The organism is Janthinobacterium sp. Ant5-2-1 (assembly GCF_001445815.1).
Taxonomy (GTDB): domain Bacteria; phylum Pseudomonadota; class Gammaproteobacteria; order Burkholderiales; family Burkholderiaceae_D; genus Janthinobacterium; species Janthinobacterium lividum_E.
Genome location: NZ_LNCE01000013.1, coordinates 23271 through 35128 on the forward strand (window position 1 = coordinate 23271; position 11858 = coordinate 35128).

Here is an 11858-nt window from a genome sequence, read left to right on the forward strand (position 1 = left end):
CCATGACGTCCTTCCTGCAATCGCTGCGCAAGCTCGTCACCCTGCGTTGGGTGACTGGGCGCAACGCCGTCATCGCCGTGCCCTCGCTGTTCCTGGCGGCTGCCTTCCTCGTGCCCTTCCTGATCGTGCTGCGCATCAGCCTGTCCGACATGGACACGGCGGGCAGTCCGTTCGGCGGCTTGCTGTCTTACGTCGACGGCATCGTCGTGCTGAAAGTGAAAATCGCCAACTACCTGTTCATCGCCGCCGATGAACTGTATCTGCTCACCTATCTCAGTTCCATCAAGTACGCGGCCATCACCACGGCCATCTGCCTGTTCATCGGCTACCCGTTCGCCTACTTCATGGCGCGCGCCAAACCGTCGATTCGCCCCGTGCTGATGATGCTGGTGATGCTGCCGTTCTGGACCTCGTTCCTGCTGCGCGTGTATGCGTGGAAGGGCATCCTGGCCAACCACGGCTTGCTCAACGATCTGCTGATCGCGCTCGGTGTCATTCAAGAACCGCTGCACATGATGAATACCTCGTTTTCGCTGGTGGTCGGCATGGTGTACGCGTATCTGCCGTTCATGATTTTACCCCTGTACGCGAATCTGGTGAAAATGGACATGCGCTACCTGGAAGCGGCGGCCGACCTGGGCGCCACGCCTTTGCAGGCGTTCTGGCGCATCACCGTGCCCCTGTCGAAGTCGGGCATCATCGCCGGCGCCATGCTGGTCTTCATTCCGTCCGTGGGCGAATACGTGATTCCCGAGCTGCTGGGCGGCCCGGAAACCCTGATGATCGGCCGCGTGCTGTGGGATGAATATTTCACGAATAACGACTGGGCCATGGCTTCGTCGGTGACGGTGCTGGTGGTCTTGCTGATCCTCGTGCCGATGGCGATTTTTAACAAATACAAGACGGAGCAGGACGCGGAGGAGCGCACATGAACGGACGTACTTTCCTGCAGCGCTGGTTCGGCCGCGGCTGGCTCTCGCTCGGCTATCTGTTCCTTTACCTGCCCATCATCGTGCTGATCGTCTTTTCGTTCAACAGCTCGCGCCAGGACATGGTGTGGAGCGGCTTCTCGCTGCGCTGGTACAGCGAGTTGATGAGCGATACGGAGATCATCTCGGGCTTCGGCTTGTCGCTGAAGATCGCTTTCATGTCGGCCACGTCGTCCGTCATCCTCGGCACGTTTGCCGCCTTTGCCTTGACCAGCTACCAGCGCTTCCGTGGCCGTACCTTGTTCTCGTCCATGGTCAGCGCACCGCTGGTGATGCCGGAAGTGATCATCGGCCTGTCCCTGCTGCTGATGCTCGTGTCCATGCAAAAGGTCTTCGGTTTTCCCGAACGGGGCGTGCTGACCATCTGGCTTGGCCACACCTTGCTGGGCATGGCCTATGCGGCCGTGGTGGTGCAATCGCGCCTCCAGGAGATGAGCAAATCGCTGGCCGAAGCGGCCATGGACCTGGGCTGCCGCGCGCACCAGGTGTTCTTCCTCGTGACCCTGCCGAACATCACGCAAGCGCTGGCGTCCGCCTGGCTGCTGACGTTTACTTTGTCGCTCGACGACGTGGTGCTCTCGGCCTTTTTGTCCGGCCCCGGTTCGACGACGATGCCGCTGGTGATCTTCTCGCGCGCGCGCCTGGGGCTCGACCCGCGCGTCAATGCGATCGCCGCGTTGACCATCCTCGTCGTGACGACGGCTGTGATCGCGTACGCCGTGATGCTGGCGCGCGCCGACCGCAGACGGCGCAAGCAACTGTCTGCGGCGTATTTGGAAGACTAGAGTAAGCTGGCGTTTTCACCTTGCAGGAGACGACCATGACGGAAAACACCAGCTGGCATGCGCGGGCCGCAGCGCTCGCGATCGATGGACGCGCCTTCATCAACGGCGAGCGCGTTTGGGCCACATCCGGCCAGACTTTCGACAATCTGTCGCCCATCGATGGGCGCTTGCTGGGGCAGGTGGCCCGCTGCGATGGCGCGGACGTGGATGCGGCCGTGCAGGCCGCCCGCGCCGCCTTTGACGATCGCCGCTGGGCAGGCAAGTCGCCGGCGCAGCGCAAGCGCGTGCTGATCAAGTTCGCCGACCTGGTGCAGAAATACGGTCCCGAGCTGGCCCTGCTGGAAACCTTGGATATGGGCAAACCGATCAAGTACAGCCAGAGCGTGGACGTGGGCGCCACGGCCAATTGCCTGCGCTGGTATGGCGAGGCGATCGACAAGGTTTACGATGAAATAGCCCCGACTCCCGCCAACAGCCTGGCCCTGATCACGCGCGAACCGGTAGGCGTCGTCGCCGCCATCGTGCCGTGGAACTATCCGATGATCATGGCCGCCTGGAAGATCGCGCCCGCCCTCGCGGCCGGCAACAGCGTGATATTGAAACCGTCCGAAAAATCGCCGCTGACGGCGCTGCGCCTGGCCGACATCGCGCTGGAAGCGGGCGTGCCGGCGGGCGTCTTCAACGTGCTGCCAGGTTATGGCAACGAGGCCGGCGCCGCGCTGGCGCTGCACATGGACGTCGATTGCATCGGCTTTACGGGTTCCACGCGCACGGGGAAATTGATCGTGCAGATGGCGGGCCAGTCGAATTTGAAACGGGCGTGGACGGAACTGGGCGGCAAGTCCGCCAACATCGTGTGCGCCGATTGCCCGGACCTGGACAAGGCCGTGGCGGCCGCCGTCGGTTCCATCTTCTTCAACCAGGGCGAAAGCTGCAACGCGCCCTCGCGCCTGTTCGTGGAAGAATCGATCAGGGAAGAATTTATCGCCAAGGCGCAGGCCATGCTGCCCCGCTTTCAGCCGGGCGACCCGCTCGACGAAGCCACCGTCATGGGCGCCATCGTCGACGCCACGCAGATGAAGACCGTGATGGGTTACATCGCTTCCGGCAAGCAGGAGGGTGCACAGCTGCTGGGCGGCGGCGAAGCCGTGCGCCTTGATACGGGTGGTTATTACGTGCAGCCGACCATCTTTGGCGTGGATACGAGCATGACGATCGCGCGTGAAGAGATCTTCGGTCCCGTCCTGTCCGTGCTGGGCTTTACGGATATCGCCGAAGCCATCAAACAGGCCAACGCCACGCCGTACGGCTTGCAGGCGGCCGTGTGGACGTCGGATATCACCAAGGCCATCCAGACGGCGCGCGCCCTGCGTGCGGGCACCGTGCACGTCAACCAGTATGACGGCGACGACATCACCGTGCCGTTCGGCGGCTACAAGCAGTCGGGCAACGGGCGCGACAAGTCATTGCACGCGCTGGACAAGTACACGGAATTGAAGACGACTTGGATACAGGTGGGATAATTTTAAAAATAGAACTTAAAAGAACTAATTTATGGTATTAATGGCTTAAAATAGTCCTTTTAGGAGCCATTAAAGTTTTCATGGCGATGTATCTTTTAAAAATTTGGATCGTATAAGTGCTAATTTAAGGATAAACTGAACACAATTAGCTACTATAAGATCCAATTGGAGCCGTCATGCACTGCCATTTTCAAATTTTTCATGATGATGCGTGGCACGATTGCGCATCGCTGACTTTGCTTGATCCTGCAGGCGGCAATCCACGCACCGGTACCCTGTTCGAGTATGACCTCGATTATGCCTTCTTCAAGCTTGAGAGTGGACCTGTCTCGCTGCGGTTCCCCGTCACGGCAGAAATGCAGAAGCTGGCGCAATGGCCAGCTTTTATCTTTGACCTGATTCCCCAGGGAAGCGGCCGGACATATCTGCTTGGGCAGCTTCAACTGGCCGATGGTCCGGCTGCCGATTTTCCGCTTGCGTGTGCCGGTGCATTCAATCCAGTCGGGCGCGTGCGCATCGCCGAGGCCGTGCAGTACTACGCACACCATATGAATCGCCACGACAAGGGCAAGCCGCAGACCGGCTTTTCACTGGAGGAGATTATAGGTCGCGGCGATGCCTTCAATGAGCGCATGCTGATGCATAGCATGTTGGCCGCTGGCAGTCTGGGGGTACAAGGAGCGGCACCGAAATATCTGCTGACCACCGACCATGCTGGTCTCTGGCATGCCGATGGCGCTCTGGCGGACAAGTATGCGGCTGCACATTTCATCGTCAAGCGTCCGCGCGGAAAGACCGCCAGCGACGCCAAGGTATTGAGAAATGAAGCCGCATACATGACTGTGGCACGCGCGGTGGGCTTGCGCACCGAAGGCCAACTGCGCTACCAGGACGATACCTTGTTTATTCCCCGTTTTGACCGCCGCATCCGCGATGGAAAAGTGCTGCGACTGCATCAGGAAAGCGCCGCTTCGCTGGCAGGTATCGTTGGCTTTGAAGCCACGCCCAGCCAGTTTGTATTATTGCAGGCGCTGCGCGCCGTCGTCAGCGACAAGACTGCGGAAACCATTGAATTTCTCAAACGCGATATCTTGAACCTAGCCATGCGCAATACCGATAATCACGCACGCAATACGGCGGTACAGCAAGTGGGTGCCGATGTGCGCCTCACGCCGCTGTTCGATTTTGCACCGATGTATCTGGACCCGGATGGCATACCACGCGCGGCGCGCTGGTATCACCCGGATACTCAAAATGAGCTGCATGACTGGACGACGATACTGGCTACGATCGGCATGACGGACGTTGAGCGCCAGCAGGTTCGCCTCGCGCTATACGGATTTGCCCAGCAACTGACTGCGCTGGAACAGCATATGCAGGAGGCAGGCGTGGATGATGACATCATTGCTTTCCTTCGGCCACATATAGCCGGGCAGATCGAACAGCTCAAGGCCTTGGGAGAGCACTGACATGGCGCGTACCAAAAAGACCGTTGACAAGGAGGAGCTGCGGCAGCGCAGGGCGGTGCTTTACGAAGCCATTGAAGCAGGCGCCGTCACGCTACAGTATGCCGTTAAGGAAATGCGCGCCATCTCGCGGATGACGCAGGCAGAGTTTGCGACGCACCGGGGCGTGAGCACGAAGGTCATCAAGGAAATCGAGAGCGGCAAGGGCAATCCAACCATCCAGACGCTGAACCGCATCGGACAGTTCTTTGGACTGGAGGTGGCGTTTGTACGGACAGAAACGCTGCGCGAAAAAAAAATCGCCCCGGCAAGTACCGGGGCGATATCGCCTCAATAGGCTAAGTAATCCTCAGGAAATTATTGTGAAATTATGACGAACATAGCCGGATGCTATGCAAGGCGTCCGCCGCTCGCAGTGCGAGCACTGCGAGCGGTGGGCAACGCCGCAGAGTGCCGGTTATGGAAGTCAGAAATCACAATAATTTATGGGGGTTACTTGGATCAGAAGCAGTGTTCCAGCGCCGGGAAGCTGCCATCCTTGACGGCTTTGACGTAGCCGGTGACGGCGTCGTCGATGCTGGCTGCGCCTTCCATGAAGTTGCGCACGAAGCGTGCCTTGCGGCCTGGGAACACGCCCAGCATGTCGTGCATGACGAGGACCTGGCCCGAGCAGTCGGGACCTGCGCCGATGCCGATCGTCGGTATCGTCAGCATGTCGGTCACTTCCTTGCCCAGCTGCGTCGGCATCGCTTCCATCAGCACGATGGCGGCGCCCGCGTTTTGCAGCGCCAGTGCGTCGTTCTTCAGTTCCGCCGCGCTTTCCGTGCTCTTGCCCTGTACTTTATAGCCGCCCAGCTGGTGCACGGATTGCGGCGTCAGGCCGATGTGGGCGCAGATGGGGATGCCGCGCTCGGTGAGGAAACGGACCGTTTCGGCCAGCCAGGCGCCGCCTTCGATCTTGACCATGTGCGCGCCAGCCTGCATCAGGATGACGGCGTTGGCGTACGCCGTTTCAGGCGTGCCGTACGCGCCGAACGGAAGGTCGGACATGATCATGGCCGACTTGCTGCCGCGCGCGACGGACGCCGTGTGGTAAGCCAGTTCGGCCACGGTGACGGGCAGGGTGGAGTTGTGGCCGTTGCAGACCATGCCGAGCGAATCGCCGATCAGCAGGATCTCCACGCCGCAGCGGTCCATCAGGGACGCGAAGCTGGCGTCATAGCAGGTCAGCATGGTGATCTTTTCGCCGGCGGCGCGCAGCGTGGCCAGGGTATGGATGGTCACGGCCTTGTTGGCGACAGGCTTGGATGGCGCCGGCGCCGGTGTGGCGGCCTTGTCTTTTGCGGCCAGATCTGTTCCTTGCAAATAAGCGGACATAGGTATTCTCTAGAGTGAAAGGGGGTGATGCGATTGCGACGCCGCTAGTGTAGTACTTTATGCGGCGTGCTGCAGGGGCGGCATTGTAGTGTATGTCCGGTGCCGTGGCTCAGAGCTTGCTGATGGCCTGGTCGGCGACGCTTGCCAGGAAGGCTTGCGCCGGCCCGAGCCCGGGCACGACGATGGCGGGCGCCAGGGCCAGCAGCGGCACCAGCACGAAGGCGCGCTCGGTGAGGCGTGGATGCGGCACCGTCAGGGTGGCGCTGGCGATCTGCTCGTCGCCGTACAGCAGCAAGTCCAGGTCCAGGGTGCGCGGCGCGTTGCGGTAAGGCCGCTCGCGCCCGTGCGCCGCCTCGATGGCGTGCAGCGCCAGCAGCAGTTCCTCTGCCGGCAGGGTGGTCGTGATGCGCGCCACGGCGTTGATGTAGTCGTCGCCGCTCGAATCGATGGGCGCCGTGCGGTAGCTGGCCGAGGCGTCGACCAGTGATGCGCCGGGCAGGCGCGCCAGGCGCGCGATCGCATCGTGCACGTTCGCGCGCACGTCGCCCAGATTCGCTCCGATGCCGATGTAAGCGGTTATCAGCATTATTCGCCGCTGGTGCTGCCGGTGGTCGAGCCGCCGCCCGTGCCGGTCTTGCTGCGCGTGCTGCGACGTGGCGGGCGCTTCTTCTTGACGGCACCCGGTGCGGCATTGGCGCTGACGAGCAGCGCTTCGCGCGTTTCCTCGTCGCCTTCATAAAAGGCCGTCCACCATTCGCCGATGTCCATGTCGATCTCGCCCGAGGCGCAGCGCAGCAGCAGGAAGTCGTAGCCGGCGCGGAAGCGCAGGTGCTCGAGCAGTTTGTACGGCGCCTTGCCGACCCGGCGCTCGAAGCGCGGCTGCATCGACCAGATGTCGCGCATGTCGGAACCGATCTTGCGCTGCAAGGCCAGTTTTTCCGTTTGCGAGTCGAGCACGTCGTCGGCCGCCAGGTGCAGCGCGGGAATCGTCGACTCGCCGGCGGCGCGGTAGGCCGTCCATTTTTCCAGCACCTGGTGCCACAGGAGCGAGGCGAACAAAAAGCCTGGCGAGACGGTCTTGCCGGCGGCGATGCGCTGGTCCGTGGCGTCCAGCGCCAGAGTGACGAATTTCGCGCCCAGCGGCTGCTCCAGCACCACGTCGAGCAGCGGCAGCAGGCCGTGATGCAAGCCTTCCTTGCGCAGCTGCTGCAGGCAGGCCAGCGCGTGACCGCTCATCAGAAGTTTCAGCATTTCGTCGAACACGCGCGGCGCGGGCACGTTGTTGATCAGCGGCGCCATGACGGGAATCGGCGCGGCCGTGTGCGGCTCGATGGTGAATTTCAGCTTGGCGGCGAAGCGCACCACGCGCAGCATGCGCACGGGATCTTCGCGGTAGCGTTCTTCCGGTTTGCCGATCATGCGCAAGGTCTTGGCGCGGATGTCTTCCACGCCGCCGTGGTAATCGAGCACTTCCTGCGTGGCCGGGTTGTAGTACATGGCGTTGATGGTGAAGTCGCGGCGCAGCGCGTCTTCGTGCTGCAAGCCGAAGGTGTTGTCGCGCAGGACGCGGCCATGTTCATCCTTGGGCGCAGAGTCGGCGCCGGCGCCGCGGAAGGTCGTCACTTCCAGCAAATCCTGGCCGAACATCACGTGCACGATCTGGAAGCGCTTGCCGATGATGAAGGCGCGGCGGAACAAACGCTTGACCTGTTCCGGCGTGGCGTTGGTGGCGATGTCGAAGTCTTTCGGTTTCACGCCCAGCAGCAGGTCGCGCACGGCGCCGCCGACGACAAAGGCCTCGAAGCCCGCTTCCTGCAGGCTGCTGGTAACGCGGATGGCATTCGACGACACCAGTTTCGGGTCGATTCCGTGTTGCGCAGGACCGAGCACGATGGGTGCCGTGGTGTCGCGCGCTGCCTCTTTTTTAACGCCGAGGATCTTGCGGATGAATTTTTTAATCATTGAATAAGTGAAGTGATGGCCAGCCGTGGAGGGATGCGTGTGCGCTCAAAGCGGTGTTGGGGTTGGTCGCGACCGGGTGGGTCACGACCGACAGCAGGGGAATGTCGTTGTGCGAATCGCTGTAAAAATAGCTGCGCTCGAACTGCCCCAGTTCCTTGCCCATCTTTTCCAGCCAGGCGTGGGTGTGGGTCAGCTTGCCCGCGCCCAGGGTCGGCGTGCCGACCAGCTTGCCCGTGACGTTGCCTGCGTCGTCATATTCGGGCATGGCCGCCAGCAGGTGCTCGACGCCAAGCGCGTCGGCGATGGGTTTGGTGATGAAATGGTTGGTGGCCGTGACGATGGCCAGCAGGTCGCCCGCGTCCTGGTGCTGTTTCAGCAGGGCCACGACTTCCGGGCGGATGACCGGCATGACCACTTCGGCCATGAATTGCCGGTGCAGCGCCTCCAGGCGTTCGCGCGGGAATTGCGCCAGCGTGCCGAGCGAGAATTCCAGGTATTCCACCGGATCGAGCGTGCCGGCCTGGTATTGCGCGAAAAATTCGTCGTTGCGGCGGGTGAATTCGGCGGCGTCCACGGCACCGATGCGTACCAGGAATTCGCCCCACTCGTGATCCGAGTCGATGGGCAGCAGGGTGTGGTCGAGGTCAAACAGGGCCAGATTCATCATTCTTTCGCTTCCGCCTGCAGCAACTCGCGCAACAATGGCAAGGTGATCGGGCGTTGGGTTTCAAGGGAGTAGAGGTCGAGAGAGTCCAGCATCGTCGACAGCGAACGCATGTCGCGCCGGAAATGGGACAGCAGATAGGGTAACACGCCGGGCGACAAGGTCAAGCCGCGGGTGGTGGCCGCCTGGGTCAGGGCGGCGATTTTTTCATCGTCGGTCAAGCCGTGGATCTGGTAGATCAGGCCCCAGCCCATGCGCGTGCGCAAGTCTTCGCGCACGGGCAGCACGGCGGGCGGCACGGCGCCGCTGCACACCATGAACGCCTTGTTGGCGCGGATTTCATTGAACAGGGCAAAGGCGTCGATCTGCGCCAGCGGCGACAGCTTTTCGCAGTCGTCGAGCAGGTACAGGTCGACGTCAGGCGAATACACGAATTCGGACTCGATCGAGAAGGGCGAAATGTAGCGCGCGCGCTCGGTGCTGGCCAGGGCCTTGAGCAGGTGGCTCTTGCCGGCGGCCAGTTCGCCCCACAGGTAGGCAAAATGTTCGCGCGACGTGCGCGCGGCGAACTGGCGCATCAGCTGCGCCACTTCGGCATTCTGTCCCACCTCGAAGGTATCGAGGCTGTGCGCCTGGTCTGTGCCTAAATCGAGCACCAGTTGTTTCATGGCGTACGCCTTGTCCTGTTTTTCATTACTGCATGTGCATCGTGGTATTGCTAGGTTGATATGATATCCGCTTTTACTAGGTATTATAGAAGCTGCTGGAGAGGTAGTGGCGTCTTAGATGCTTAAAAGCGACCATCAGCACGGCAGAAGCGGGTAAAGCAAGCAAAACGCCGACGAAACCGAACAGTTGTCCGAAAGACAATAAGGCGAAAATCACGGCCAGTGGATTTAAACCGATGCGCTCGCCCACCAGGCGCGGCGTGAGGAAAAAGCCTTCGATGACCTGGCCGCAGCCGTAGATGACGGCCACGGCGATGACGCCGCTCCAGTCGGCAAACTGCAGCAGGGCGGCGATCAGCGCCAGCATCAGGCCCAGGCCGAAGCCCAGGTAGGGGATGAACACCAGCAAGCCCGTGATGATGCCCACAGGCAATGCCACTTCAAAACCGGCGATGGCCAGCGCCACCGAGTAATACGTGGCCAGCACCAGCATGACGAGCAACTGGCCGCGCAGGTATTGCGCCAGCAGGGTGTCGACTTCCTGCGCCATGCCCACCGTGCGGCCGACCCAGCGGCGCGGCACGGCGCCGGCGATGCGCGCCAGCATCGGATGCCAGTCCAGCAACAGGTAGAACAGCACCACGGGAATGAGCACGACGGTGGCCAGCCAGCCCAGCACGGCAGTGCCGCCGATGCGGGCCGAGGCCAGTACCGTGCTCCAGATTTCATCGCCGCTGGTGGCCATCTGCTGGCTCAGCATGCGCTTGATGCCCGTGCCGTCCAGGCGCACGCGGATGCCCAGGTCGCGCAGTTTCGGCGCCAGGAACTCGTTCGCCTTGCTGAGGAATTGCGGGATTTGCGCCTGCAGCAGCGGGATTTCCTTTTGCAATACGGGCACGACGATCAGCACCAGTGCCGTAATAGCGAGGAAAAACAACACTACGACGACGAGCACGGCCAGCGGACGGGGCACGTAAAAGCGCTTGTAGTGCACGCGTTGCAAGCGGTCCACGCCGGGATTGAGCACATAGGCGAGGATGGCGGCGGCCAGGAAGGGCGTCAGGATGGGCCCCAGGCTGACGAGCAGCAGCAAAAATGCCAGCCAGACCGCGATCCAAAATGCTGTTTGCTTCTGTTCGGCGGTGATGGCGAATGGCATGTAGTTTGTACTGTTGCGTTAAAAAAAGGCAGTTAATTACGAAATGGCGGGGCAGTTTGATAAAATAGCGTCTTGATCGACCGAATTCACCCGCTGGCGCCCTGCCGCACGATGTTGAAAAACATGCTTGCGCGCGCGTGCCGGCGGGTATCCGCCTTCTATTTTACCGCCTCCGCTGCCACCACACCATGAACCAGACTTCTAATGTTTCCCTTTCCTACCGTGACGCTGGCGTCGATATCGACGCAGGCGACGCTTTAGTCGAAGCAATCAAGCCGTTTGCCAAGCGCACCCTGCGCGAAGGCGTGATGGGCGGCCTGGGCGGTTTTGGCGCCATGTTTGAAATCAGCAAGAAGTACAAGGAACCGGTGCTGGTCTCCGGCACCGACGGCGTCGGCACCAAATTGCGCCTGGCGTTCGAACTGAACCGCCATGACACGGTCGGCATCGACCTGGTCGCCATGAGCGTCAACGACATCCTGGTGCAAGGCGCCGAGCCGCTGTTCTTCCTCGACTACTTCGCTTGCGGCAAGCTGGACGTGGCGATTGCCACCGACGTCATCAAGGGCATCGCCCAAGGTTGCGAACAAGCCGGTTGCGCGCTGATCGGCGGCGAAACGGCGGAAATGCCGAGCATGTACCCGGCCGGCGAATACGACCTGGCGGGTTTTGCCGTCGGCGCCGTGGAAAAATCGAAAATCATCGACGGCACCAAGATCGCCCCGGGCGACGTGGTGCTGGGCCTGGCCTCGTCGGGCGTGCACTCGAACGGTTACTCGCTGGTGCGCAAGATCATCGAAGTGGCGAAACCGGACCTGGAAGGCGACTTCCACGGCCGCAAGCTGGCCGACGTGCTGATGCAGCCGACGCGCATCTACGTCAAGCCGCTGCTGGCGCTGATGGATGCCATGGAAGTCAAGGGCATGGTGCACATCACCGGTGGCGGCCTGGTGGAAAACATCCCGCGCGTGCTGCAGCCTGGCCTGGTGGCCGAACTGGACTCGAAGGCATGGACCATGCCGCCGCTGTTCACGTGGCTGCAACAGCACGGCGGCGTGGCTGACGCCGAAATGCACCGCGTCTTCAACTGCGGCATCGGCATGACCGTTATCGTCTCGCAGGAAAACGCGGACGCCGCCATCGCCCAGCTGCAAGCGGCCGGCGAAACCGTCTCGCGCATCGGCACGATCCGCGCGCGTAACGGCGACGAGCACCAGACTATCGTCATCTAAGCTGTAGCTTGAATGGAAAAGGCAGGCACTCGC

At 61.5% G+C, this 11858-nt stretch carries 12 protein-coding genes; 6 read left to right on the plus strand and 6 right to left on the minus strand.

Annotation, left to right across the window (positions count from 1 at the left end; translation table 11 throughout):
- Window positions 1–2: 2 nt before the first annotated feature.
- The 5 genes from ASN89_RS04510 to ASN89_RS04530 all read left to right on the plus strand — a co-directional run bounded on the left by ASN89_RS04510 (window position 3) and on the right by ASN89_RS04530 (window position 5100).
- Entirely contained in the window at window positions 3–932 is a 930-nt protein-coding gene (locus tag ASN89_RS04510; RefSeq protein WP_058048415.1) for an ABC transporter permease subunit, read from the plus strand.
- Window positions 929–1774: an ABC transporter permease gene (locus tag ASN89_RS04515; protein ID WP_058048416.1), complete on the plus strand. Its 846-nt coding sequence runs from the start codon at window positions 929–931 to the stop codon at window positions 1772–1774. The genes ASN89_RS04510 and ASN89_RS04515 overlap by 4 nt, the downstream gene beginning before the upstream one ends.
- A 35-nt stretch (window positions 1775–1809) precedes the next feature.
- Window positions 1810–3297: an aldehyde dehydrogenase gene (locus ASN89_RS04520; protein WP_058048417.1), complete on the plus strand. Its 1488-nt coding sequence runs from the start codon at window positions 1810–1812 to the stop codon at window positions 3295–3297.
- Between the two features lie 176 nt (window positions 3298–3473).
- The gene (locus ASN89_RS04525) at window positions 3474–4766 is read left to right on the plus strand and encodes a type II toxin-antitoxin system HipA family toxin (RefSeq protein ID WP_235501849.1); all 1293 of its coding nucleotides are present in this window, start codon (window positions 3474–3476) and stop codon (window positions 4764–4766) included.
- A 1-nt stretch (window position 4767) separates the two neighbouring features.
- Entirely contained in the window at window positions 4768–5100 is a 333-nt protein-coding gene (locus ASN89_RS04530; RefSeq protein WP_046684407.1) for a helix-turn-helix transcriptional regulator, read from the plus strand.
- A 164-nt stretch (window positions 5101–5264) separates the two neighbouring features.
- Here ASN89_RS04530 and panB read toward each other — a convergent pair whose 3' ends face one another.
- The 6 genes from panB to ASN89_RS04560 all read right to left on the minus strand — a co-directional run bounded on the left by panB (window position 5265) and on the right by ASN89_RS04560 (window position 10593).
- A complete protein-coding gene (gene panB / locus ASN89_RS04535) occupies window positions 5265–6140 on the minus strand; it encodes a 3-methyl-2-oxobutanoate hydroxymethyltransferase (RefSeq protein ID WP_200968972.1) in 876 nt (291 codons plus the stop codon).
- A 109-nt stretch (window positions 6141–6249) separates the two neighbouring features.
- Window positions 6250–6726 (minus strand): 2-amino-4-hydroxy-6-hydroxymethyldihydropteridine diphosphokinase, encoded by a 477-nt coding sequence (folK, locus tag ASN89_RS04540; RefSeq protein ID WP_058048419.1) that lies wholly within the window; start codon window positions 6724–6726, stop codon window positions 6250–6252.
- Window positions 6726–8102, minus strand: a complete 1377-nt coding sequence (gene pcnB, locus ASN89_RS04545) for a polynucleotide adenylyltransferase PcnB (RefSeq protein WP_058048420.1) — start codon at window positions 8100–8102, stop codon at window positions 6726–6728. The genes folK and pcnB overlap by 1 nt, the downstream gene beginning before the upstream one ends.
- A complete protein-coding gene (locus ASN89_RS04550; RefSeq protein ID WP_034747702.1) occupies window positions 8095–8766 on the minus strand; it encodes an HAD family hydrolase in 672 nt (223 codons plus the stop codon). Before ASN89_RS04550 ends, pcnB begins: the two co-directional genes overlap by 8 nt.
- Window positions 8766–9434: a DnaA regulatory inactivator Hda gene (gene hda, locus ASN89_RS04555; protein ID WP_058048421.1), complete on the minus strand. Its 669-nt coding sequence runs from the start codon at window positions 9432–9434 to the stop codon at window positions 8766–8768. The genes ASN89_RS04550 and hda overlap by 1 nt, the downstream gene beginning before the upstream one ends.
- 76 nt (window positions 9435–9510) lie before the next feature.
- On the minus strand, window positions 9511–10593 hold the full coding sequence (locus ASN89_RS04560; RefSeq protein WP_058048422.1) for an AI-2E family transporter: 1083 nt from the start codon (window positions 10591–10593) through the stop codon (window positions 9511–9513).
- Window positions 10594–10781: 188 nt separating this feature from the next.
- Here ASN89_RS04560 and purM point away from each other — a divergent pair, with 188 nt between their 5' ends.
- Window positions 10782–11825, plus strand: coding sequence for a phosphoribosylformylglycinamidine cyclo-ligase (gene purM, locus ASN89_RS04565; protein ID WP_034746051.1), 1044 nt, complete (start codon window positions 10782–10784; stop codon window positions 11823–11825).
- Window positions 11826–11858 lie beyond the last annotated feature (33 nt).

Excerpts from the sequence above, each read along its gene's own strand:
- ASN89_RS04510 (WP_058048415.1), top strand. The coding sequence starts at position 3 with ATGACGTCCTTCCTGCAATCGCTGCGCAAGCTCGTCACCCTGCGTTGG.
- ASN89_RS04515 (WP_058048416.1), top strand. The coding sequence starts at position 929 with ATGAACGGACGTACTTTCCTGCAGCGCTGGTTCGGCCGCGGCTGGCTC.
- ASN89_RS04520 (WP_058048417.1), top strand. The coding sequence starts at position 1,810 with ATGACGGAAAACACCAGCTGGCATGCGCGGGCCGCAGCGCTCGCGATC.
- ASN89_RS04525 (WP_235501849.1), top strand. The coding sequence starts at position 3,474 with ATGCACTGCCATTTTCAAATTTTTCATGATGATGCGTGGCACGATTGC.
- ASN89_RS04530 (WP_046684407.1), top strand. The coding sequence starts at position 4,768 with ATGGCGCGTACCAAAAAGACCGTTGACAAGGAGGAGCTGCGGCAGCGC.
- panB (WP_200968972.1), bottom strand. The coding sequence starts at position 6,140 with ATGTCCGCTTATTTGCAAGGAACAGATCTGGCCGCAAAAGACAAGGCC.
- folK (WP_058048419.1), bottom strand. The coding sequence starts at position 6,726 with ATGCTGATAACCGCTTACATCGGCATCGGAGCGAATCTGGGCGACGTG.
- pcnB (WP_058048420.1), bottom strand. The coding sequence starts at position 8,102 with ATGATTAAAAAATTCATCCGCAAGATCCTCGGCGTTAAAAAAGAGGCA.
- ASN89_RS04550 (WP_034747702.1), bottom strand. The coding sequence starts at position 8,766 with ATGAATCTGGCCCTGTTTGACCTCGACCACACCCTGCTGCCCATCGAC.
- hda (WP_058048421.1), bottom strand. The coding sequence starts at position 9,434 with ATGAAACAACTGGTGCTCGATTTAGGCACAGACCAGGCGCACAGCCTC.
- ASN89_RS04560 (WP_058048422.1), bottom strand. The coding sequence starts at position 10,593 with ATGCCATTCGCCATCACCGCCGAACAGAAGCAAACAGCATTTTGGATC.
- purM (WP_034746051.1), top strand. The coding sequence starts at position 10,782 with ATGAACCAGACTTCTAATGTTTCCCTTTCCTACCGTGACGCTGGCGTC.